This window comes from Alphaproteobacteria bacterium (assembly GCA_040905865.1).
Taxonomy (GTDB): domain Bacteria; phylum Pseudomonadota; class Alphaproteobacteria; order UBA8366.
On sequence record JBBDQU010000044.1, the window covers coordinates 1 to 22893 of the forward strand.

A 22893-nucleotide genomic window follows, 5' to 3' on the forward strand; every position below is an offset into this window, starting at 1 on the left:
GAACAACGACGAAATGGTGCTTGATTAAACCGTCCGTCAAACCCGGGGTAGCTCACTGTGTCCCCAAGGTCCTTCCGCACGCCTTTGTATAATTCCGGCAGCACGTTCACCGCTGGCAGGAAGTGACCGACACGAAGCCTGCTTGATACGCCAAGGCCACTGCCGAACAGGTCAACGACGGGTGACTCATTTCTGGCCTTCTTGATTTCGAGGAGGTCTATATCGCCTGCCTGTTTTTCACTGGCGGCGTCTTGTCCGATGAGTTCGGTATAAGCCTTCGGTAGGGAGTAATGATGGCCTGCTGCTGCTGCCTCTTTCATGTCGTGCGTCACAACGGCGCGGCGCAGGAACCCGCGCAGGGTCGTGGCAGGCAGGTATCCGGTCTTCAGCGGCTTGCCGTCGTCATCGATCCCGCGCGACATAACCGGGAACCCGTCATAGTCAGCGGTGTCCGGCATGCTGATCGATAGCGGCCCAACGGTCGTGATCGTTCCATTGATGATAATGTCGCCCATTGTTCTCTCCTGAAGTGGCTATATGACCAGCATGCCAAAGCCGAAAGCCCTGGCCGTGGAGCCGATGCCGTTTGCAATGGCGTTGTCGAATCTGGCGCTGTCCATGACACGAAGGATGCCCACGAAGTCTGTCTGGTCGACGGTAAAAGAGCGTCCGGTCCCCTTGTCCACCTTGGCCTGCGACGCATGACAGTTGACCGTGAGCGGCTCGAAGCCATGCCTTGTTCCCTGTCTGCGTAACCAGTCGTGCCTGCTCCGCCAATCTGCGGTCGGGAAATATACATGCTTGCCCTTCAGCTTCTTTGATACGCAGGCGCGCAGTTCGAAGCCGATGACATCTCCGTCCTTGAAGGCGCGTGGCGCTGTGCCGGTATCGGTAATCGGCTTGTCCGTTCGCACAATGAGGCTGTCTCCCATATCGGCGAACAGCGGGCTTTGGCCATCAGTTAGCCCCTGAACCAGCCGATGCAACTCGTACCCTTTGAGGCTGGGCGGCTTCGGTATGACGTGATCAAGCAGCATTGTTTCGCCTCCGCTTGTCCAGGTTGCGCTGTACGACGCCAGCACTGGGTGGGCAGGGTTTTGTGTAGTCGAAGGTCTCGGTGCCCGCCGGGGAGCATATCCGCACGGCTCTCAGGTCGAGGGTCATGAACAGGCTGGCGATGGGGATGGGGGCCTTGTCGAACATGAGGAACATGCGTGGCGAACCGTCCCATGCATCAAGCTCGTCCCCGAATGCCTCGAAGCGGGTACGGTCATCATACTGGATTCCCGCCACCGCCAGCTTCTGCTGCATCACCGCTCCGGTCGGCCGGATGATCACCCACCCAGCCACAAGCCTGCCTGACTGGTCTTCCCCGTTCTTGTTCTTCTTCTGGAGCGGATGCGTCGATGACAGTGTTCGCCATGCATCCCTGTGCGGCACATTCGTCTGGGACGTGAGGAGTCGCCCGAAATTGTCATTGAAGAACTGGAAGGTATTCACTGGATAAATTCCGGGGCGTAACAGATGGCCCTGTTGTCCGGGTGCCAATAGGCGGGACGCCATGCCGCATCGACCCGGAGGGCATCCTTGTTGCCCTTGAACAGGTCCACAGGCGCGGGCCTCATGGGGTCGCCAAAGGGGCCGACAACACCGTCCAGGTCATCCTGCGCAACGTCCCAGCCAGCGACTTCCCCGAAGCCGCTGCCCCGGCGCTTGCCGATGAAATGGACGCCGGAGAGAAGGCGTTCAATGGCCGCTCCGTCGCCTTGCGCATACCATGTAATCTCCGGGGCATCGAAGGCTTGGTAGCTATTCATGACGGCCCCAAAGTCCCGCCTGCGTGTCAGGCCGATCTTCTTATGGACCCCTCCTGTCTTGTTCTTGAGGAGGAGGTCCGGGTCCAGTGTATGGGTCGCCCGCAGGTTGGCCACGAAGGAAACTTTCCGGGATTCAAGCGGCTCCAGCAAGGCTGCGCTCGCGTGGAACAGGCCTTTTGTACAGGCGACTGGAATGGTGCCATGCGCGATCTCGATATCGCCCGTCGCTTCGAAAATGAGCGAAGCCAGCAGCGCATCGAACGTGAGGTACCCGCCCCCCAGAACTATCGGTGCCTTCAATCGGGCGGTGATCTTCAGCTTTTCCATAAAGCGCGACCCTTGGATGTACTTCCTTCAGAAATACTATCCTCCACCTAACGAGCCCATCTGGCAACTTAATGGTGTTACAAAACCTTGTCGCAAGAGTCTGCCTGCGGCTCTGTGCTCGCACAGCGCAGGACTCTAACGCTATCATCGGCGGCGGTTACGTAGGGGAAGGTATCTAACTATACACGACCTAAAAATCACCGTGTAGAAAGAGAGGTGGTCACCATAATGGGGTAGGGTGTCGTTTGCCGGTACCGGTGCCCCCCGTCTGTCTTTCCCCGCGTCACGCATACCCCAGAAACTGGATGTGACCTGACCGGCACTGCGGCATCGGATGTTCGACCGCAGCGCGACGGCGGGGGACGTCGTTATGTGGGGCTGTGTGTGGACCTGTAATGTGTAATGAAAAATAAATATTATAAAACAATAGGTTATATTATATTACGGCAGACTCTCCCTCCGCCATTTTTCAATGGGTTATAGGCTGTTGCCGGGCGGACACATCACGAACCGCAACTGATCAAGGTTTGGCCGCCGTGACCGCCACCGAATCGATATCCCAATCGCCGGCCGCGTTCACAAACGAGATCCCGTCATGGCCGCCGGTGATCTCCGTATCGTGCGCCCTCAGCACCACGTTTCCGTCGATCGACACGGTCATTGTCCCATCGTCGCGGCGGGAAAACACCAGCTCGTGCCACTGTCCGTCATCGAGGGCCGGCGCGCGTGAGGTGGCCGCAAGGGTTTCGCTCCGCGAGCCTCTGCCTCTATCCGCCACGAGGAGGAGCGGCTGTGCCGATGAGCTATCGTACGCCAGTCGATAATCTTTCGTCTCGTTTCCCCTCGTGAACGGTCCCAGATGCATGCGAACCGATCCCGATGCGGTTTCCCGAAGCCGTAACCGTATCTCGAACGGATCGGTAAAGGTCGTCGCCTGAACGATGGCAGCAGACTCTGCGCCCGAAGAAGACGGTACGCCCAGCACCTCATCCAGGACACCCTTTAGCAAATTCCGCCCGATTTCCTCGCGCGTCTGGCTCGCTTCGATTTTTACCGAGCTGCGGAGGGCTCCATCGGCCACACGAAATTCTTTGGAGACCACCTGCCAGCGAGGGTTATCGGTATAGTTGCCGTCTTCGAAGTCGTCGCTGATTACAACTCTGACACTCTGGCCGGAGTCCGCAGCCGCCGCAGCGCCTTGAGAGGAGGCGATACCCAGACTTTCGAGAAGGGCAGCGGAAAGGTCGCTCGAGACAGGCAGATCGTTTTCCTGGCGATATCGGCTAATGGCAGATCGGGTCGACGGACCCATAACACCGTCGGCGGGGCCGACGCTGTAGCCGCGTCGATTCAAGGCTTGTTGTACCTTGCGGATGTTTTCCGGTGTCGCGACCGAGGTCGCTACTCCCTCGCTCAGTTGCGCTGCCAACTCTTCGGTAGCCTGGCCTGTAATCGCATCCCCGCGATCTCGCTGATAGGCGCGGATGGCGTCTCCTGTCTGGATGTCGAGTTCACCCGACACATTCCCCACTGTGTAACCGCGGACGCGCAGGCCATGCTGTATTTGCCGGATCGTGTTCGGGCCGACTTCGCCGCCGTCTGTGCGCGCTGCTGAACCCCGCTCCGCCCGGACGGAAGCGCGCACATGCTCCATCAGCGCGTCGGAGATCTCGCCGGTGACCAGGAGGCCGTGATCCTGTTGGTAGGACCGGATCGCGCTACGGGTCACCCGATCCAGTTCGCCGGTCGCCTCCACGTCGTAGTCGAGACGTTCGAGCCTCCGTTGAAGGCGCACGATTTGTCGCCGCTCGCGGTCGGCATCGGCGGAGGTCCTGTCGTCGCTCGAGCGGGCGCTGGCGCGGAGATGATCGAGTAACCCTTGACTGGGCTGGCCGGTCACCAACAAACCTTGCTGCCGCTGATAGGCCTCGATCGCGCGGCGGGTCCGGTTGCCCATCAATCCGTCAGACGGTCCTGCGTCGTATCCGGCCCCGTTGAGCTCTGCCTGAATCTCCGCGACGACCCTGTTGTAGGCGACGAGATGGAGTTGTCGGGCCAACGTGGCGCCGGGAAAGGGGACTACCTGAGCCTGCTCCAGTTTGGGAACAGGCGGAGAAAAAACGATCAGCGCTTCGGCGGGTAATGTCCAACTCGCCACACCGAGTACCGACATTGCGAACCAGGTACGGGGGGCCATAAAAACTCCTAAATGTGGAAGGTCGGTATGGCTTACAAACGTCCGACCGCGATTTGGGTTCCCCCGGGAGGAAACGAACATCTGCGCTGAAGGCGCTGAGACCAACAACCGGGCCGGTCCCCCAATAAGTCCCCCTATTTATCTGGCGACAAGTTCATAAATACGCTTTTTCCGGACAAGACGACTTCAGTTTGAATCCTTGCCGTTCAACGCACTGGCGACCTTCCTGGCAAGTTCGGCAATCGTATAGGGCTTCGCCAGCAAAACGACGCCCTGATCCAGCCGGCCCTGATGAACAATCGCGCTTTCGGCGTAGCCGCTCGTGAAAAGCACCGGCATCCCCGGCCGCAAGTCGTTGACTCGTTCCGCCAGTTCCTTGCCACTCATGCCGCCCGGCATGACCACATCCGTGAACAGCAGGTCGAACGGTTTGCCGCCCTCCAGAATCGCCAATGCCTCGGACCCGTTGCGCGCGGCCGTGACCGTATAACCCAGACGTTCCAGCTGGTTGAAAACATACTCACGCACAAGATCGTCGTCCTCCACCAGCAGAATCCGCGCTTCGCCCGGCACGCCGGGCGGTTCTTGAGCAGCGCCGTCCGGCTCCAGGGCTTTGTCCGTCGCGCGAGGCAGGTACAGCTTGACCGTCGTGCCGGAATTCACTTCCGAGTAGATCCGGACATGGCCGTTGGATTGCTTGATGAATCCAAACACCATGCTCAGGCCGAGCCCCGTACCCTGTCCCACCTCCTTTGTCGTAAAGAAAGGATCGAACGCCCTGGACAACGTTTCCTCGTCCATGCCGGAGCCGCTGTCGGTAACAGCGATCATCACGTAGTCGCCGGGCTGAACATCGACGTGCTGGCTTGCATATTTCTCGTCAAGGTGGGCGTTCCGCGTTTCCACCGTCAGATAACCGCCGCCAGGCATCGCATCGCGCGCGTTGACGCACAGGTTGACGATCGCGGACTCGAGTTGCGCCACGTCCACCAGCGCCGGCCACAGCCCTTCCGCGATATCGACGCTCAGGTCGATATCCTCGCCGAGCGTGCGTCTCAGCAATTCTTCAATTCCGGTAAACATTTCGGCAAGGTCGGACGGGCGCAGGTCGAGCGGCTGGCGACGCGCGAAGGACAGCAACCTGTTCGTCAGGTCGGCGCCCCGTTTCGCCGCGTGCATCATGACCGACGCCAGCTTGCGCGTCATCTCGTCGGCGTCGTCGCGCAGGAATAATACCTCGGCACTCCCGAGGATTACGGTCAACAGGTTGTTGAAATCGTGCGCGATGCCGCCCGACAGCTGACCGACCGCCTCAATCCGATGCGCTTCGCGCATCCGAACTTCCAGAAGCCGCTGTTCTGTGACATCGGTAAGCATGGCGCAGACCGCCCGTCCGGTACCCCAGTCGATCGGAAAGGCGCGGTTTTCAAGCTCGATCCCGGCGCCGTCCCGTCTCTTTCCCTTCACCGAATACAAACCCGGCGGAAGCGCGCCCGATATCCGGTCACCGTAATAGCCGGAAAGCCTCTCGCCTTCCTCGTCGGCGAATAGCTCGCGGATGTCCTGCAAGGCCAAAATCTCGTCCGCGTCCCGGTAGCCAAGGATCGCGGCAAGCTCGTCATTGGCGACCAGCGGCTTGAAGTCGCTGTGGACCAGAATGCCGACCTTGGCCTCGCGCACCAGCGTCTCCAGGCGGTCCTTCATACGCTCTGCATCGCGTTCCGCCGCGACAACCTCGGTGATGTCCACGTGCATGACGACAGCGCCGACGCCCTCGTCCAGCGGAACCGGCGAAATCAGGACCCTGAACCATCGCGTGCCGCCGGGCGGATGGCATGGATATTCCAGGGAAAACCGCTCCAGATTGCCGCCGACGACCCCGCGTATGGCGTCCGCGATCATCTCCGCCTCGGGTTCAGTTGCGGCATCGCACACGTCGAGATAGTTGACCTCGCTCCACGCCCTGGACGCCTGCATTCCGTTTTCCACCCCGAACTGTTGCCAGCCCTCGTTCACCAACAGAATGCGGCCTCTGGGATCCAGAACGCAGATACTTGCGGAAACGCCGTCCAGCACCGCCTTGCGCAGCCGGTATTCGCGGAGCCGCTCGAAATAGCTGGAGACCAGATATGCGACCGATTCGAGGAAGACGGTATCGCCGTCCTGAAACGCGCCGGGTTCCCTTGAATAGACGCCAAGCACGCCGCGCTTCCCGTCAAGCCTGAATGGGGCGACTACGCCGCTTCGCGCCTCGTCCCGGCCCAGGGCTACCGACGGTTTGAAACGCCGTTCGCCCGCGTAGTCGACCGTTACCAGCGGCTTCCCGGTATCCAGGCATTTGCCGGCATGGGTAAAGTCGCCATCGACCGTGCGTAGCGACACGTCGTCCGCGCCGGTCAAGCCGTGTTCGGCCAGCGTCTGGAACCGGTCATGTTCCGGCATGGCCTGGAGGATGTGACACAGGTCGGCATTCAGCGTTTCGCGGATGACTTGCGCCGCGTTCGCAAGGAACTCGTGCGGGAGATCGTTTTCCCTGGCGCATTCGTTCAGCACGGACACCGCGCGTTGCTGCATCGCCCGGCGCATGTGCCCCTGCCTCTCTTCGCGCAAACGGCCGAGCAGGAATTCCTCGCGGTTGAGAAATCGCTGCACGTAAAGCAGCGCGCCCGACAGAAACACCGTGAGAAGCAACAGACCCGCCGCATGATAATAAACCTGACGGTACAATGGGGCCAGGATCTCGCCCCTGTGGATCGCCACAGCGACGACCAGGCCGGATCGCTCGACACGGTGGTATCCCGTGATGCGGACCTCGCCGTCGCTTTGCGGCGGCGACACGTATGTGCCGTACGGGGCGTCTTTCAGATACCGCGTGAACAGGGGGCGGTCGGCGAATGTCATGCCGGCGGTATCGTTCGCCGGAAATCTCGCGATCACCGTTCCGCTCTCGTGCGCCAGCAGGATCGCGCCGCGCCGCCCGACGTCGAGCGCGCTGAATTGCGACGTGAAGTATCCCGGCCCGATCGTCGCCATGACGACCCCGGCAAACGAGCCGTCCGCCCCGGAAATGCGTCTGCTGAGAGGAACGACAACAAGGTTTTGGATGCGCCCCGTGATCGGGGGGCCGACAAACAGGCCAGTAGTCTGCAGATCGCGCTGCGTCTTGAAGTACGACCTGTCACTAAAATCGAGGTCCGTCGGCAAGTTGTCAAATGTCGATGCAAGCGGCCGCCCATCGCGTCCGAGGACGAGGATGTTCTGGACGGTACCGATCCGCTCGATGGTACTTGCGACCATCTCGCCGAACCCGGTATCGAGATCGCCGTCGTCCGCGAGATCCTGCTCGGCCTGCCGCGCCAGTTGCAGGAGCGCCAGGTCCGTGATCTCCAGGACGAAGCGGGTATTCTCCGCCATTGATCTCGCAATCGTGCCCGCCTCGCGGTGCGCGTGGTCGAGCAATTCTTCCCGCTCGTAATAAATTTCAAGCCCCGTTGCCGCGAAGCTGGCGATCAGCAAGCCCGCGACCAACGCCCTCGCGGCGCCACGCAATCGGCGGACGTTGACCGTGTTGCGTTCCCCGGCATCGAACGATTCGGGATGGTCGCTCATTGTTCCATCGTCCGCTCGGCAAGGATCTCCTCGAGGATACCGGGATCGTCCACGGTGCCGACGATCACGTACCTTTTACCGCCGTTCAGGACGATGAGCGTCGGTGTGACAAGCACCCCGTCATCGAAGGTGCGTGCCGGATGACGCAGCACATTGACGAACTCAAGAGCGGCGGTGTCCATGCCTAGCGCCTCGAGAACCTGCGTGACATTGGTCCACGCCCGCCAGGAGGAATGACTGCCTTCGGCGCCATAGAGCGACAGTCTTGTTGCCGTGCTTCGCGCTTGCATGTGTGCCACTTCCTCGAAATCCGCGGCCGCAGGTCAGCCGTTCTCCGTCACGCCCCGGGTATCGCCGCGCCGCGCCTGAAAGATCGCTTCTCTGGTTTCCCGCTCGTCGTCCCGTCGCCCGGATTCCGAGGCCTTGAGCTCGTCTATTTCAGCGCGGCGGCTTTCCAGCTGTTTCATGATGCGGTCGAGCTCGTTACTGAGGTGCATCTCGCTCTCCTCCAGGTCGCGGATACGGTGCGCGGTCTCCTGCCTGTATCGGGCTTCGAGCATTTCGTTTTCCTGCTCTTTTTCCATGCGGGCGGTCCCCATCAGGACCTCGCCGCCGCCGGTGTAGACGTCCGTCAGGCGCACCCCCGCATTCTCGACCACCAGTTCGCGGACCTGGTTCGAATGCGCCATGCCACGTGATTTGACGATGCTGAGGGCGCGGTTCCGCTCGCCGGCGCGGACCTGATACGACAACTGCACCCAAGTGTCTGCTATCGTCGAAACATGCGCGCTGGTTTGCTCCGGGCTGTCCCCATGACCTTCCAGGAGGGACGTCAGCAACAACGTGATGCCCCGCGATCTCGTGAAGTCGACGACGCGCGTCGCGGGATCGATCGCAAAGACCCTGCCCTTTGCTTTTTCAATGGCGGACACGGGATCGACCACCATGCAGTCCGGCTTGAACCTGTCGATCTCCTCTTCAAGCTCGATCAGGTATTCCTCGACGCTGTACTGCCCCGTTCTGAGCGAGCGAAACTGCAAGAGTCCACTGTCCACATGGCGTTGCAAATCCAGTCCCACCGAGTTGAGGTTACGGACGATCTGGGCGGCCGGCTCGTCGAAGGAAACGAACAGAACCTTTTCGTTCCGGCAGCATGCGGCGTTCGAGAACATCGCCGCCAATGTCGTTTTGGCGGTACCCGGCTCGCCCGCGATGAGGATACCGCTGCCGCGCATGTATCCGCCACCGAGCACGGCGTCGAGGCGCTCGACACCGGACGATACCGTGTCGGACGATACCGCGTTATCCATGTTCAGCGGCGCGCCTTGCATGACCGTCACGCCCCTGGTACCGATCACGAAAGGATAGACACCGCCGCGATGCGCCGTGCCGCGGTATTTGCTCACCTGCAGCGTGCGGACCGCTACCTGATCGACCAGATAATGCCGCAGATGAACGATGCAATCCGCCATATAGGGAAGGAACGCCATCAAACGGTGATCGGCCCCATTGCCGCCTTCCAGGCGATGCGCCGTCAGAATGCAGGCGAACCCGTGTTGTTTTACCCATTCCTTGAGACGGTAGAACTCCAGCCGCTCGAGCGCGTCGTTTTCCAGAAGACCGAGCAGCACCTCCAGCCCGTCGAAGACGATCCGCTTCGCGCCGGACTGCCGGGCGTGCTCGGCGACGATACTCAACAGCGCCTGCAGGTCGAAACTTCCGCTCCTGATCGTGTCGTCGTCGAGCCGCGCCGCCACGATCCTCAACCGGCCGCTTTCGTGTAGCCGGCCGATCTCCCAGTCGAACCCGGCCGCGTAGTTGAGAATCTCGTCCTCGGATTCCTCGAAGCTGATGAGAATACCGGGAGAATCGTATTTTTCGGCGCCGGCGACCAGAAACTGCGTGGAGAAAACCGATTTTCCCGCGCCGGGCTCGCCCTCGATCAGGCACACGCCGCCCGACGGCAGGCCACCGTTGGTGATTGCGTCGAAGCCAGCAATGCCTGATTCGAGTTTCATGAGGCAACCACCCGGACGGATAACAACACATGGATACCCTATCATTATCGACACAATTCTTTAACAACTGTTTTAATTCGTACAATGATTCCGAGGCGGCGGCGTCAGTCGTGATTTTCAAACCGGGACACTATTCGGCGTTACTTTCCTTGATGTTTGTCCCCAAAGCGACGATACAGGGGCCATCCCATTCATCCGCCAGTCCGACTGGCGGCCGCCCGAAGAGGTTTGCAAGTCGTATGAGCCTGCCGTGTGACGAATTCGATTATTGGCCGACCCGGACGATCTGTATCGCTCGGCCTGCCGCCGCCCCGAATGAGGTGGCATGACCGCCGGAGCCGTAAATGGCGAAAGCGGTGCGCCATCCGCGATTCCCGCTGTCTGCCCGGTCTGCCGCGCAGCCATGCCGCAACCGTTCCTGTCGGTTGACGGACGAGACTACAGGCGATGCAGCGTCTGCGAGGCTCGCTTTCTCGATACGCGCCAGCTTCCGACGCGCGAGCTGGAGCACGCCCACTACCGGCGTCACGAGAACCATCCGGACGATCCGCGTTACCGGCGTTTTCTCTCGAAGCTGGCCGCTCCGCTGCTCGCGCGATTGTCCGCGGGATCGCAGGGGCTCGACTATGGCTGCGGGCCGGGCCCGGCGCTGGCCGCCATGCTGCGCGAGGCAGGCCACGCGGTGGCGCTTTACGATCCCCTTTTTTACCCCGATACCGCGCCGCTCCGGCATACCTACGACTTCGTCACCTGCACGGAGACCGCCGAGCATTTCCACCGTCCTGCAGAAGAATTCGACCGGCTCATGATGCTTCTCCGTCCGGGTGGCTGGCTCGCGGTCATGACCTGCTTTCAGACCGACGATGCCCGCTTCCCGGATTGGCATTACCGCAAGGATCCCACCCATGTCGTCTTCTATCGCGAGGGGACATTGCGGCATCTGGCGGCGTCCCGTGGCTGGTCCTGTGACGTGCCCGTAAAGGACGTGGCGCTGATGCAGCGGCCTGTCGGACAAGGCGGTGTGGCCTGACCAGCTGGCTGCACGAGCAACGGCTCGACGCCGCGCGCGAAGTTGCGCGCGCCAGCGGCGCCAGCACCGTGCTTGATCTCGGCTGCGGCGATGGGGACCTGCTCGTTCGCCTGGCGGCGGATCCGCAGATCGGACGGATCGTCGGGGTCGATCTGTGCCGCGAATCGCTCGGCCGTCTTCGCCGGCGTCTGGACGCCCTGGGGCGGAAAGCCACGGCGCAGGTCGATCTCATCCACGGCTCGATGACTGACGGCGAGGCGGCGCTCCGTGGCTTCGACTGTGCATTCTTGGTCGAGACGATCGAACATATCGATCCGGATCGTCTGTCGGTTCTGGAACGGGCCGTCTTTGCGGAGATGCGGCCGGCGACCGTCGTCGTGACGACGCCGAACGCGGAGTTCAATCGGCTGCTCGGCGTACCCGCCCACCGGTTCCGCCATCCCGATCACCGCTTCGAATGGGATCGCGCGAAATTCCGGCGCTGGGCGCCTGGGGTCGCTGCGCGCAACAGTTACAACGTCACCTGCCACGACATCGCCGGACATCACCCGGCCCTTGGCGGCGCAAGCCAGATGGCGGTGTTCGAATTCGCTGGCCATCCTGGCCGCCGTCTCGCCGCCTGAATGCAGGCAAGCTGCGTTTAAACAGGACACGGCATCCAAAAGCTCCTTGCAACGCTCTGAGTAGATTCCGACGCTATCGCGCGCGAACCACACCGCTCAGTATCGCATGTCGGCGTTATGGCATGCGGCGGAGCAGTTGCGCCGGTCGACCGGTCCCGCCAACGCCGCCGTGAAGGCGTGGGCCGCCGACCCCTGCCGCTCGGCGTTATTTCACGACCATCAACGAGGTTGGAAATGCATACATTGAAGACGGTACTTCTCGCGACGGCGATGGCTTTCGCGATTTCCGGACCGGCCCTCGCTTCGTACGCGGAGGGAGAGGTCGCGTTCAACCAGGGCAACTACTGGCGCGCCCTTCAGGAGCTGGACGGGCCCGCCAATCAGGGCGATCCGAGAGCCCAGTACCTGCTGGGCCGAATGTACATGGACGGCAACGGGGTCAATCAGGATTACCTGCAGGCCCATATGTGGCTGAACCTGGCGACGACGGGCGGCGTGGCGCATGCGCGGGACTATCGCGATGCGGTCGGCTCGCGCATGAGCCCGCAGCAGCTGGCCCGGGCGCAGGAGATGGCGCGGACCTGGAATCGGAGCCCGGGCGCGTCCCCGGCCGGCTCGTCCCAGCCGGCAACGATCGGCTATTCCGTTCGCAACGCGCAGTATCTGCTCAACCGGCTCGGCTATAATGCCGGGCCCGAGGACGGCGAGATGGGCGGCTCGACGCGATCCGGCATCGCTGCCTACCAGCGCGCCCAGGGCGTCCACGCCGACGGGCGCCTGAGCCAGGAGCTGTTCGACAGGATGGCTGTCGATGCCGGGTATGCCGGAAACGCACGCGCCGCGACAGGCGCCGCGGGCGGTATGGACGAGCCGGCGGAATATTCCCCGCTGGTCGCGGACGTGCAATCGAAGCTGCGCGATATGGACTACGGCGTGAGCGGCGTGACCGGGCGCATGAATGCCGAAACCCGGGCGGCGATCCGGAAATACGAGGCGGATGCCGGCATGCGGGCCACCGGCCGCGCCAACGCCGCCCTGCTTTCACGCCTCGAAGCCCACGAGAAGAGATCCGAGCGCCGCGAGACCCTCATGGTCCGTCGCGCCCAGCACAAGCTCGACAGGCTCGGCTACGACATAGGCCCGGACGACGGCGAGATCGGCTGGCGCACGCGCAATGCCGTGCGCCAGTTCCAGACGGATCGCGGTCTCCGGGCCGATGGCGAGATCGACCGCGCGTTGCTGGACGCCCTCGACGCGTCGCTACAGGCACGATACGGGTCCGGCGACGTCGATCGAACCGCCGAACGCGACACCGCACGAAAGATCGAGGCCGCCTTGAACCGACAGGGATACGACGCCGGCGACGAGAACGGTCGGATCGATGACCGGGCCCGGGCCGCCATTCGTCAGTATCAGCAGGATTGGGGCCTGCGTGCGGACGGCCAGTCCAGCACCGGTCTTCTCGCCCATATCGAGAACCCGCCGAGCTCCGGTCGCATGGGCTCGCCTGCCCTGGTCAGGGATGTCAAGCGGGAGCTGGATGCCCGCGGCTACGCGGTCGGAACGATCGACGGACGGATCGATGGCCAGCTCACGGCCGCCGTACGGACCTGGCAGTCGGACGCCCGGGTAACGGTCGACGGCGAGGTCGACGAGGCGCTGCTCGCGGAGATCCGCGCCTCAAGGGTTACGCGTGCCGAAGGCTCGCCGCGCGATGCGGCCGGCACGCTGCTGCAGGGGATCACCGATTCCATCCTCGAGAACATGCGCAAGGAGTAGACGCCCGATCAGTAGCCCCGTCTCCTCCTGCCTCCCATCTCGAACGCGGCCCGGTTGCCAGTCACACGGCCCGGGCTGCTGTTCCACTGGCGGTCCGTCCCGAAACCTCAAGGGGATTTGCCAGACCCGTAACACTATATATCAATGATTTAGCTGCTATTACCGGTCTCATATTTTACACCGAATCCGTTGCTGCTGGTACGGAAAATGTGGCTACCCGCTGCATATCTTCGCGCAGGTTTCATAACGAAATGAAACAAGGCTTCGGGACAATTAACTAAAATTAAAGATATTCCACCTTAACGTTAGTAATCCTTGCCGCCGGGACAGAGGGTTTATTGACCTTCGCGTGAATTCATGACGACAATCCGTCGAAGCCGGGCAGACGTAACTGGAGTGTCACGCATTGGAACGCGACCCCGCCCATTCGATAAACCGCCTGCACCTGTACGTACCGGCGATCTACTTCGTCGTTTCGATTACCTATATCGTCCTCTCGACGATGATTTTCGGCGAACTGTACGGTTACCCGGACGACATCTTCGCGGTTGAGGCCTTGAAAGGCGCGGGCTTCGTCGCGCTGTCGACGGTGCTGATCTCGGTGCTGCTGTACGGTCACCACCGCCGGCACCGGTCAAGCGAAACGAAGTTTTTCGGCCTGGTGGAAAGCCTGCACGATACGGTCATGCTCGTGAGGCTGTCGGACCGCGTTGTAACCTATGCCAACCCCGCCGCGGGCGGCATGTTCGGCTACGACATGGCGGAACTGGTCGGCGCGAGCACCGAGAAACTGCACGAGAACAAGGCCCAGTTCGACCGGCTGGGCGCCGAATCGTCCGCGGCGCATGCGGCCGGCAGGGCCTATCGGCTGGAATTCGATCTCCGCCGCCGCAACGGCGAGGTCTTTCCCGCGCGGATGACGCTGTCGACGTTCACCGACGATGCGGGCGTGGCCTATTCGGTCTGCGTGATACGTGACATTTCCGAGCAGAAACGCCAGGAAGCGGCGCTGCGCGAATCGGAGGCGCGGTTCCGCCAGATCGCGGAGAACCTGAACGACGTGTTCTGGATTTCGGACCCGGACACGACGCGCATTGAATATGTCAGCCCGGCCTACGAAACGATCTGGGGCCGGCCGGTCGAGGAACTCTACCGCAATCCCAGGAGTTTCATGGACGCGATCCATCCCGAGGATCGGGACTGGGTCGCCGAACGCATCAGCGGCAAGACGGCGGGCGACTACGAGGCCGAATACCGTATCCGGCGGCCGGACGGCGAAACCCGCTGGATCTCGGATCGGGGCGTCGCCATCCGCGACGGAAACGGCGAAGTCTACCGCGTCGTTGGCGTTGCGGAAGACATCACCGAAAGAAAAGGGCTCGAATTGCAGCTTCGTCAGGCGATAAAAATGGAGGCAGTGGGTCAGCTCACCGGCGGCATAGCCCATGATTTCAACAATCTGCTTACCGTGATCATCGGCAATCTGGAACTCATCCAAAGCCAGGTTCACGGCGACAAACTCCACGAAAAGCAGATCGGGATGGCGCTTGATGCGGCACAGCGCGGGGCGGAGCTGACCAGGCGCCTCCTCTCTTTCTCGCGTCGCCAGGTGCTGGAACCGAAAATTGCCGATATCAACGCGCTGATAGACGGCATGGCCAATCTCATCCAGCGCACCCTTGGCGCGTCGATTTCGTTCGAGACAAAACTTGCGGATCGCCTGCCGGCCACGCTGATCGACGCCACGCATTTCGAGAGCGCACTTCTCAACCTGGCGGTCAACGCCCGCGACGCCATGCCGGATGGTGGAAAACTTGTTGTGGAAACACGTCAATCGCGGCTGAACGAGCACTATGCGGCGTTGGTGCCCGACCTGGCGCCGGGCGATTATGTCGTGGTTTCTGTCAGCGATACCGGCTGCGGCATCCCGGCGGACACGATCGACCGGGTGTTCGATCCCTTCTTCAGCACGAAGAATACAGGCAAGGGCTCAGGGCTTGGCCTCAGCATGGTCTACGGTTTCATCAAGCAGTCCAAGGGGCATGTGACGGTCTACAGCGAAGTGGGTCTGGGTACGACCTTTCGCCTCTATCTTCCCCAAAGCGCCGATGACATTGATCAGGAGTCAATCGGAAAGCCGATTTCCGAAACCGTGAAGGGCGGCGCCGAAACGGTGCTGATCGTGGAAGACGAGGAGCCGGTTCGCGCAACTCTTGCGCTCATTCTCGAAGAACTCGGCTATACCGTCGTCGCGGCTTCGGATGGACCGTCGGCGATAGAGACCCTGCGCGGGGAGATCCACATCGATTTGCTGCTTAGCGACATCGTCATGCCGAACGGCATGAACGGACGCGCGGTGGCGAATGCCGCTCTCGAAATTCGGCCAGGACTGAAAGTCCTGCTGACATCGGGTTACCCGCAGGAAACGATTTCATACAACGGGGTACTCGATGAAGGCATTAACTTCATCGGCAAGCCATACCAGTCCGAGGAGCTTGCCCGCAAGATCAGGGACGTGCTGGATGGATAGGGCGGACGACCAGGTGGCGGTGACGCGGATTCTCGTGATTGACGACGATATCGGCGTATGTGAATTGATCAGCGATGTCGCAAGCCGCCTGGGCTATACGACGCGACATCGGCAAACGCCCGACAGTCTTCGGGCCGATCTGGACGAGTTCGATCCGAGCGTGCTCGTGCTCGACCTCGACCTGCCGCAGGTGGACGGCGTGCAGCTGCTCCAGCTGCTCGGCGAAAGGAAAGCAACCCAGCATATCCTGCTGATCAGCGGTCTCGATTCCCGAACCCTGGCGACAGCCAGTCGGATCGGTCAGGATCGCGGGCTGAACATGGCCGGCGTCCTGCAGAAGCCTTTCTCCGTCGGCACATTGGGGGCCATGCTTGAACGCCTGGTCGAGAAGGGCGACCCGGCCAGTGAAGCCGAAATGGCCAGGTCGATTGCGGACGGTGATTTTATCGTCCATTACCAGCCGAAGGTGGTTCTGGACGATACCGGCAAATTCTCGTTCCATTCGGCGGAGGCGCTCGTCCGTTGGGCGCACCCGCGTCTCGGCTTGCTCTATCCCGATTCCTTCATACAGATGGCGGAAGTGTCCGGCGCAATTGAAAGCCTTACGAACCACGTCCTGTTGGATGCCGTCGACCGTATCCACGAATGGACGAAAGCCGGAATCGACGGCGCCGTATCGGTCAATCTCTCCCCGCGATTGCTGGGACGAGGCAGCCTTCCCGACGAGATTGGCGCAATCCTGGACGAACGCGGGATCGACCCGCGCCGCCTGATCCTGGAAATTACAGAGTCCGCGGCAATGGGCGATGTCGCGAAATCGACGGAAGTATTGACCCGCTTGCGCGTCAAGGGAATTGGTCTTTCGATAGACGATTTCGGCACGGGTTATTCATCGCTCGTGCAACTCTATCGTATGCCGTTCAACGAACTGAAAATCGACAGCTCCTTTGTCATGGACCTTGGCAAAAATCCGGAGTCGGAAGCTATCGTTACATCAATCGTGGGGCTGGGACACAGTCTCGGCATGACGGTATGCGCCGAGGGTGTCGAAACGGCGGAGGCGATGCGCAGGCTTTCCGCGCTTGGCTGCGATATATTCCAGGGCTACTACATCGGACGACCCGGTCCGGCAGATAACATCATTGAGACGTTCGCCGCCGCTCGTGGCGAAAGTCTCGTCAAGTGGGGCTGCTGAATGACAATGACAAAGGACCTGAACCGGCCATTACGTGTGCTGGTCATCGACGATGAAGCGAATGCGCGTGACACGATAGCCATGATGCTCGAAAACGGCGGCTACGAGGTTCGCCAGGCTGCCGACGGAAACGGTGGCCTGCGGGCGCTTCAGGAGGGGACTGTCGACCTTGTTATCACGGACCTCATCATGCCCGAAAAAGAGGGTATCGAGACGATTGTCGAAATCCGCAAACGCTGGCCGGACATTCGCATTATTGCGATTTCAGGCGGTGGCCGTGTGAGCAACCTTGATTTCCTGGAGATTGCGCGGAAGCTTGGCGCCAACGCGATCCTGCGCAAACCTTTTACGCGGAGTCAGTTGCTGGAGTGTGTAAAGCGCGCCCTCTCGACTTCCGTAACGGACAGTCGCGGCTAGAACCCATGGAATGGCACGAACAAGGAGCCCCGCATGACCGAAAGCCCGAATTCGAATCCGTGCGGAAATATCCCCGTCGAAAAGCATGACGAGTTATCGGAGAAGCTTCGAAAACTGTTCGCCAGCCGGCCGTCTATTTCCGCCGGACGCATGCAGTTCATCAATCTTGGCTCGATAAAGGAGCGCTTCGGCGACCGATGGCCCGCGATGGCCAAACGGGCGGATGCGATGGCGACGCGACTCGTCAACCGCTATATCGGCCGGACCGACATGTTGATACAGGTCGAAGAGCTGTCCTGGCTGTTGATGTTCGGCGAACTTTCCGAAGCGGAGGCGCAGGTCAAATGCGGCCTGATCGCCGGCGAGATTTCGAAGCTTCTGCTCGGCGACGAAACCGAATTCGCGAATGTCGAAATTCGGACCATTGTCGTCAACGCCGATGCGCCGAAGGTCGATTCGGCGGTCCGCCTTCATGACGTCATGCAGAATGTCATGGACCGCGCCGACGCCAAACTGGAGGAAACCCTCAAGGCGCCGCCGCGCGTTGCGGCGCAGACCGGCGATCAGGCGTTAAAGCAGCCCGACGACGTCGAATTTATCTATCGCCCGTTATGGGACGTCAAGCGGCAGGTGATTTCCACCTACCTTTGCGTGCCCAGATTCGACGGTGGGCCGCTTGTCGGAATCCGGACGGGTTACGATGTTTTTTCGGGAAACGAGTCGCCGCAGTCGACTGCCCTGCTCGATCTTCGGGCGCTCGACCGGGCGATTGCCGACCTTGCGCAGCTGGAGCTCAGGCAACGCAAGCTGCTTATCACCTGTACGGTGCATTACCAGACTCTACGCTCCAGCCGCTACCGGCTCGTTTACCTTGAGCGCTGCGGCCGGCTCTCCGAATGGCAGCGCAGTCTGATGATATTCGAGGTGGCGGGGCTTCCCGAGAACGTACCCCAGACCCGTCTTCTCGAACTGATTGGCCCGCTGGCGCCTTTCTCGCGCTCGCGGACAGTGCGCACCGGCTTTACGCGTCGTGACCTCGCCCTGCTCGAGGAGATGCAGGTGCATGCCATCGGTATCGACCTCTCGAGCAGCACTTACCCCGAAAAGGATCTGTTTTCGCTGATGAACCGGTTCGTCGAGTCGGCCGCGAAAACGCGTCTGCGCACCTTTGTGCATGGCTTGCGCTCGCGCAGCCTCGCGGGCGCCGCGGTATGCGCCGGATTCGACTATGTGGACGGCGACGCCATCACTTCGGTCACACGGGCGCCGCGGGAAATATACCGCTTCCAGTCCCGGGACCTGTTTCGCTCGCTACTCAAGGAACTTCCACGCTGATGCGGGATTAGAGGGATGCAGCCGGACGACCTGACGGATGACATACTCGGCGCGTTCGACGGTATCTGTTACGTCGTCGATTCCGAGGGCGTGATACGTCATATCGGCGCCCGCCGGTGGAACGCCTTCGCAAGGGAAAATGGCGCGCCGGAACTGGATGCCGGGAACACTGTCGGCAGAAACCTTTTCGACTATATCCAGGGCGAGACCGTATGCCGGAAGCTCACGGATATCATGGCGGAACTCAGCCGCTCGAGCGGCGATATATGGATCAGTCCCTTCCGCTGTGACAGTCCCGGCGAGCAGCGGAACATGCGTCTTGCCGTCACGGGGATTCATGAGGGAAAAGAGGTCACGGGCTATCTGTTCCAATCCGTGTTGCTTGAAGCCGATTCCCGGCCGCCGATGGATATCTACGATTTCAAGGCCATGTCGGCCCTGCTGAAAATCCACCGCAACCTGCCAATCCTGTCAATGTGCAGTTACTGCCAGCGCGTCAGGGACGACCGGTATACCACGGGGGAATGGGCATCGGCGGAAACATATTATCGACGGGGCGGCGGAGCGGAAGTCGCGATTTCGCATGGAATCTGTGACAGCTGTAACGGCGGCGCCATTGAGCGTCTCTCCGAATTATAGATCGGATCGTGTTTGACGGGAATCGCCTCTGGCGATCCGACACCCGTGTGGATCCGATGTGCTATAGCGGTGGCCAACAGCGAATCTTTCGCCGCGTAACAGTCGGAATCGAGAAAGCTCTCCGGGCCGCTGGCCTAGTCCCATCGAGCGGCGGCGCCGGTGAACGGTGACGGGGAAGGCGGATTTAATATAAGGTGACGGGAATTCGGCCATTCGGGAGATAAAGCCATGACGATCAGTTACGACGCCTACCGCCCGGTTGTCGCGGGAACGCGGCATGCGGTTGCCGCCGGCCACTACCTCGCGGCGGAGGCCGGATTCGAGATACTGAACCATGGCGGCAACGCCATCGATGCCGGCGTGGCCGCGGGCATCGCATTGGGCGTCGTGCACAGCGATATCGTCAATGTCGCCGGGGTCGCGCCGACGCTGATCTGGCTCGCGGAACGGCAGGAAATGGTCTGCATCGACGGCCTCGGGCATTGGCCGAAGGCGGTGACGCCCGATTTCTTCCAGAAGTTCCACGGCGGCAAAATTCCGGAAACCCTGCTGCGCACGGTTATTCCCGCGGCCCCCGCCGCATGGCTGACGGCGCTGGAACGCTTCGGCACCATGTCGTTTGGCGAGGTCGCGGCATCCGCGGTCCGCTTTGCCCGCGAGGGGTTCGCCGTCTATCCGCTGTTCGCCGAGTCGATTGCCGGCAGCGAGGCCGGATACCGGCGCTGGCCGGAAAACGAGGCGATCTACCTGCCGAACGGGCGGCCGCCGCTGCCGGGCGAACGCTTCGTGCAGACGGATCTGGCGGCATCGCTGCAATACATGGCCGACCAGGAGGCCGCGAAAGCGGGCGAGGGGCGCCAAGCCGGCATCCGGGCCGCCTATGACGCGTTCTATCGCGGCGATATCGCCCGGAAAATCGCGGATTACCACCGTGAAAACGGCGGGTTGATGACCATGGAGGACCTGTCGGACTACCGGGTCCGTTTCGAACCCACCGTGCGCACCTCATTCGCGGGGATCGACGTCCATTGCTGCGGCCCCTGGTCGCAGGGTCCGGCGCTGGCGCAGACACTGAACCTGTTGCGCGGCATCGACCTCAAATCCATGGGCCATAACAGCGCCGACTACATCCACCACATCGCCGAGGCGCTCAAACTCGCCTTCGCCGACCGCGAGGCCTGGTACGGCGATCCGGCCTTTACCGATGTGCCGCTGGAGGAACTGCTGTCCGACGCCTACACGGACCTGCGCCGCGAGCTGATCCGCGACGGCGAGGCCTGGCCGGAAATGCCGCCGGCGGGCGACCCGCGGGCGCTGCTGGCGCAGATCGCGAAAAGGAACAGCTTCACACCGTCCGCCGCGGAACCGCATGCGGTGCCGGCCGACACCTCCTATTGCTGCGCGATGGACGCCATGGGCAACGCGTTTTCCGCCACGCCCAGCGATACCTCGCGCCAGGCGCCGGTCATCCCCGGCACCGGGCTGGTGCCGTCGTCGCGCGGATCGCAGTCCTGGGCCGACCCGTCGCACCCGTCATCCGTGGCGCCGGGCAAGCGGCCGCGCCTGACGCCGAATCCGGCCCTCGCCATGCGCGACGGCAAGCCGTTCATGGCCTTCGGCACGCCGGGCGGCGATGTCCAGACCCAGGCGATGGTGCAGACCTTCCTGAACGTCGTGACCTTCGGCATGGATATCCAGAACGCCATCGAAGCGCCGCGCTTCGCCAGCTACAGCTATCCGTCCTCGTTCGAGCCGCATGACTATTTCCCCGGTCGACTCGACCTGGAATCGCGCATTGCGGCCGGGACGGCCGATACGCTTGCGTCCTACGGCCACAAGATCGCCTGGTGGCCGGAGAAAACCTGGAAAGCCGGCGCCATGTGCGCCATCGTCAACGACGAGGCTTCCGGCATGCTGCAGGCCGACGCCGATCCCAGGCGCGCGGGTTACGGGCTGGCCTGGTAGGGGCGTCGCACGGATCGACGGTATTCGACATAACTGCATTTTTTTGCATTCAACACCCAAACGGGTGACGTCCGCGGCGGGGAGCCTGCGCAATATGCCCCTACGCGGCACGGGCCCGATCCGGCCCGGCGTATTTCAGCCGGGGCAATCCCGCGCCGCGCATTTGAGAACGAAGACACATAGTGCACGGACCGATATTTCACATAAACGGCGGCTGTCCCTTCCAGCCGCCGTTTCTTTTGCGCCATTCCTGCGGCATGATCTGATCCAGGTGTAACGAAGCGGGACGGAGGCGGATGAGCCAGGGGGACGGCGGCGGCGAGCGGTCCGGCCGCGAAAAGCGCAGGATCTATGTGGCGGCCTTCATTATCGCGCTGGCCATCGACCTGATTGTCAGCATGATGCGCGGCATGCCCTATCAGCCGTCGCTGATCGGTCTCGCCATCATGATCACCGCCGTCCTGTATTTCGCCTGGTCCTGGCTGCGCGACCGGTAGCGGGGGACCGCCGGGCAGTTTGTCCTTCCCGCGTGACCTGCAATGAACTAAACATGATGCAAGTCAATCGCCGCGCGCGCGGCGTCCCGCAACGCGTCCTGAGGGAGAACAGCGATGAATGCTCCGGTTAAGGTATTCTGGCAGCCTGGGTGAACAAGCTGTCTGAAAACGAAAGAGTTTCTTTCGTCCAACAATGTTGAATTCGTTTCCGTCAACATCGCCGAAGACCCCGAAGGCCTGAACGAGTTGCGCCGCCTTGGCGCACGGTCGATTCCGGTGGTGTCGCGCGGCGATGAATTTACCTTCGCGCAGCAATTGAGCGATGTGGTCGAGTTCCTGAAACTCGATGTCGACGTTTCGCCCGCATTGTCGCCGGCGGAACTGGCCGAACGGCTGGACCATGTGCTGGCAACGGCATCGCGGCTGATCCGCCAGATCCCGATCGAATCGCTTGACGACAAGCTGCCGAACCGGGACCGCACCCTGCGGGTGCTGGCGCATCATGTATTCCGCATTTCCGAAGCCTTCCTCGAAGCCTGCGACGGGGCGGAACTGACGGCCGCGCTGCCGGTGGTGCCGCCGACGGACGACATGCAGAGCTTCGTGGCCATGGCCGACTACGGCGACACGGTCCGCGCCCGCGTCGCCGCATGGTGGGCCGGTCTTGACGACAAGACCTGCCAGCGCCGGATGAAGACCTATTACGGCGAGCCCCGGATGCATGAAGTGCTGGAGCGCACCACATGGCATACCGCGCAGCATGTGCGGCAGATCCGGATGGTCCTCGAGACCCGCAACGTCACCCCGGACCGCCCGCTCAGCGAGGCCGACCTGAAAGGGTTGCCGGTGCCGGAGAAGGTCTGGGACGACTGATTCGTTCCGCGCCGCGTTACGGCGTCGGTTGCAGCGCTACGG

The 22893-nt window shown here is 61.8% G+C and carries 19 protein-coding genes; 11 read left to right on the top strand and 8 right to left on the bottom strand.

Features of this window, described 5'->3' with window-relative positions; all coding sequences use genetic code 11:
• The 8 genes from WD767_08705 to kaiC all read right to left on the bottom strand — a co-directional run.
• Positions 1 to 515: hypothetical protein (locus WD767_08705; protein MEX2616161.1), on the bottom strand; the 515-nt coding region annotated here is incomplete at its 3' end.
• Positions 516 to 533: 18 nt separating this feature from the next.
• A complete protein-coding gene (locus WD767_08710; GenBank protein ID MEX2616162.1) occupies positions 534 to 1037 on the bottom strand; it encodes a type I-E CRISPR-associated protein Cas6/Cse3/CasE in 504 nt (167 codons plus the stop codon).
• Positions 1027 to 1500 carry a hypothetical protein gene (locus tag WD767_08715; protein MEX2616163.1) on the bottom strand — a complete coding sequence of 158 codons (474 nt, stop codon included), beginning with the start codon at positions 1498 to 1500 and terminating at the stop codon, positions 1027 to 1029. The genes WD767_08710 and WD767_08715 overlap by 11 nt, the downstream gene beginning before the upstream one ends.
• Entirely contained in the window at positions 1497 to 2144 is a 648-nt protein-coding gene (locus WD767_08720) for a hypothetical protein (GenBank protein ID MEX2616164.1), read from the bottom strand. Before WD767_08720 ends, WD767_08715 begins: the two co-directional genes overlap by 4 nt.
• A gap of 520 nt (positions 2145 to 2664) precedes the next feature.
• The gene (locus WD767_08725) at positions 2665 to 4341 is read right to left on the bottom strand and encodes a peptidoglycan-binding protein (protein MEX2616165.1); all 1677 of its coding nucleotides are present in this window, start codon (positions 4339 to 4341) and stop codon (positions 2665 to 2667) included.
• A gap of 186 nt (positions 4342 to 4527) precedes the next feature.
• Positions 4528 to 7950 carry an ATP-binding protein gene (locus tag WD767_08730; GenBank protein ID MEX2616166.1) on the bottom strand — a complete coding sequence of 1141 codons (3423 nt, stop codon included), beginning with the start codon at positions 7948 to 7950 and terminating at the stop codon, positions 4528 to 4530.
• Positions 7947 to 8240, bottom strand: coding sequence for a circadian clock KaiB family protein (locus WD767_08735; GenBank protein ID MEX2616167.1), 294 nt, complete (start codon positions 8238 to 8240; stop codon positions 7947 to 7949). The genes WD767_08730 and WD767_08735 overlap by 4 nt, the downstream gene beginning before the upstream one ends.
• A 33-nt stretch (positions 8241 to 8273) precedes the next feature.
• Positions 8274 to 9968, bottom strand: a complete 1695-nt coding sequence (kaiC, locus tag WD767_08740; GenBank protein MEX2616168.1) for a circadian clock protein KaiC — start codon at positions 9966 to 9968, stop codon at positions 8274 to 8276.
• Between the two features lie 325 nt (positions 9969 to 10293).
• Between kaiC and WD767_08745 the strand changes: the two genes are divergently transcribed.
• The 11 genes from WD767_08745 (at position 10294) to WD767_08795 (ending at position 22851) form a co-directional block, all read left to right on the top strand.
• Positions 10294 to 10998, top strand: coding sequence for a class I SAM-dependent methyltransferase (locus WD767_08745; GenBank protein MEX2616169.1), 705 nt, complete (start codon positions 10294 to 10296; stop codon positions 10996 to 10998).
• Between the two features lie 8 nt (positions 10999 to 11006).
• The gene (locus WD767_08750; GenBank protein MEX2616170.1) at positions 11007 to 11621 is read left to right on the top strand and encodes a methyltransferase domain-containing protein; all 615 of its coding nucleotides are present in this window, start codon (positions 11007 to 11009) and stop codon (positions 11619 to 11621) included.
• Positions 11622 to 11864: 243 nt separating this feature from the next.
• Positions 11865 to 13400 carry a peptidoglycan-binding protein gene (locus WD767_08755; protein ID MEX2616171.1) on the top strand — a complete coding sequence of 512 codons (1536 nt, stop codon included), beginning with the start codon at positions 11865 to 11867 and terminating at the stop codon, positions 13398 to 13400.
• A 406-nt stretch (positions 13401 to 13806) separates the two neighbouring features.
• Positions 13807 to 15930, top strand: coding sequence for a PAS domain S-box protein (locus WD767_08760; protein ID MEX2616172.1), 2124 nt, complete (start codon positions 13807 to 13809; stop codon positions 15928 to 15930).
• Entirely contained in the window at positions 15923 to 17125 is a 1203-nt protein-coding gene (locus WD767_08765; GenBank protein ID MEX2616173.1) for an EAL domain-containing response regulator, read from the top strand. The genes WD767_08760 and WD767_08765 overlap by 8 nt, the downstream gene beginning before the upstream one ends.
• Positions 17126 to 17542 (top strand): response regulator, encoded by a 417-nt coding sequence (locus tag WD767_08770; GenBank protein ID MEX2616174.1) that lies wholly within the window; start codon positions 17126 to 17128, stop codon positions 17540 to 17542.
• 33 nt (positions 17543 to 17575) lie between these two features.
• Complete coding sequence (locus WD767_08775) at positions 17576 to 18877, top strand: hypothetical protein (protein ID MEX2616175.1); 1302 nt, start codon at positions 17576 to 17578, stop codon at positions 18875 to 18877.
• Between the two features lie 15 nt (positions 18878 to 18892).
• Positions 18893 to 19516 carry a hypothetical protein gene (locus tag WD767_08780; GenBank protein ID MEX2616176.1) on the top strand — a complete coding sequence of 208 codons (624 nt, stop codon included), beginning with the start codon at positions 18893 to 18895 and terminating at the stop codon, positions 19514 to 19516.
• A 228-nt stretch (positions 19517 to 19744) separates the two neighbouring features.
• Entirely contained in the window at positions 19745 to 21481 is a 1737-nt protein-coding gene (locus WD767_08785) for a gamma-glutamyltransferase family protein (GenBank protein MEX2616177.1), read from the top strand.
• A gap of 296 nt (positions 21482 to 21777) precedes the next feature.
• Complete coding sequence (locus tag WD767_08790; GenBank protein MEX2616178.1) at positions 21778 to 21978, top strand: hypothetical protein; 201 nt, start codon at positions 21778 to 21780, stop codon at positions 21976 to 21978.
• A gap of 162 nt (positions 21979 to 22140) precedes the next feature.
• Positions 22141 to 22851, top strand: coding sequence for a DinB family protein (locus WD767_08795; protein ID MEX2616179.1), 711 nt, complete (start codon positions 22141 to 22143; stop codon positions 22849 to 22851).
• Positions 22852 to 22893: the final 42 nt, after the last annotated feature.

Bases quoted from the DNA above. Each gene is read 5' to 3' on its own strand.
- WD767_08735 (MEX2616167.1), bottom strand. From the start codon at position 8,240: ATGCAAGCGCGAAGCACGGCAACAAGACTGTCGCTCTATGGCGCCGAA.
- WD767_08720 (MEX2616164.1), bottom strand. From the start codon at position 2,144: ATGGAAAAGCTGAAGATCACCGCCCGATTGAAGGCACCGATAGTTCTG.
- WD767_08785 (MEX2616177.1), top strand. From the start codon at position 19,745: ATGACGATCAGTTACGACGCCTACCGCCCGGTTGTCGCGGGAACGCGG.
- WD767_08790 (MEX2616178.1), top strand. From the start codon at position 21,778: ATGAGCCAGGGGGACGGCGGCGGCGAGCGGTCCGGCCGCGAAAAGCGC.
- WD767_08765 (MEX2616173.1), top strand. From the start codon at position 15,923: ATGGATAGGGCGGACGACCAGGTGGCGGTGACGCGGATTCTCGTGATT.
- WD767_08725 (MEX2616165.1), bottom strand. From the start codon at position 4,341: ATGGCCCCCCGTACCTGGTTCGCAATGTCGGTACTCGGTGTGGCGAGT.
- WD767_08780 (MEX2616176.1), top strand. From the start codon at position 18,893: ATGCAGCCGGACGACCTGACGGATGACATACTCGGCGCGTTCGACGGT.
- WD767_08710 (MEX2616162.1), bottom strand. From the start codon at position 1,037: ATGCTGCTTGATCACGTCATACCGAAGCCGCCCAGCCTCAAAGGGTAC.
- kaiC (MEX2616168.1), bottom strand. From the start codon at position 9,968: ATGAAACTCGAATCAGGCATTGCTGGCTTCGACGCAATCACCAACGGT.
- WD767_08730 (MEX2616166.1), bottom strand. From the start codon at position 7,950: ATGAGCGACCATCCCGAATCGTTCGATGCCGGGGAACGCAACACGGTC.
- WD767_08775 (MEX2616175.1), top strand. From the start codon at position 17,576: ATGACCGAAAGCCCGAATTCGAATCCGTGCGGAAATATCCCCGTCGAA.
- WD767_08770 (MEX2616174.1), top strand. From the start codon at position 17,126: ATGACAATGACAAAGGACCTGAACCGGCCATTACGTGTGCTGGTCATC.
- WD767_08745 (MEX2616169.1), top strand. From the start codon at position 10,294: ATGACCGCCGGAGCCGTAAATGGCGAAAGCGGTGCGCCATCCGCGATT.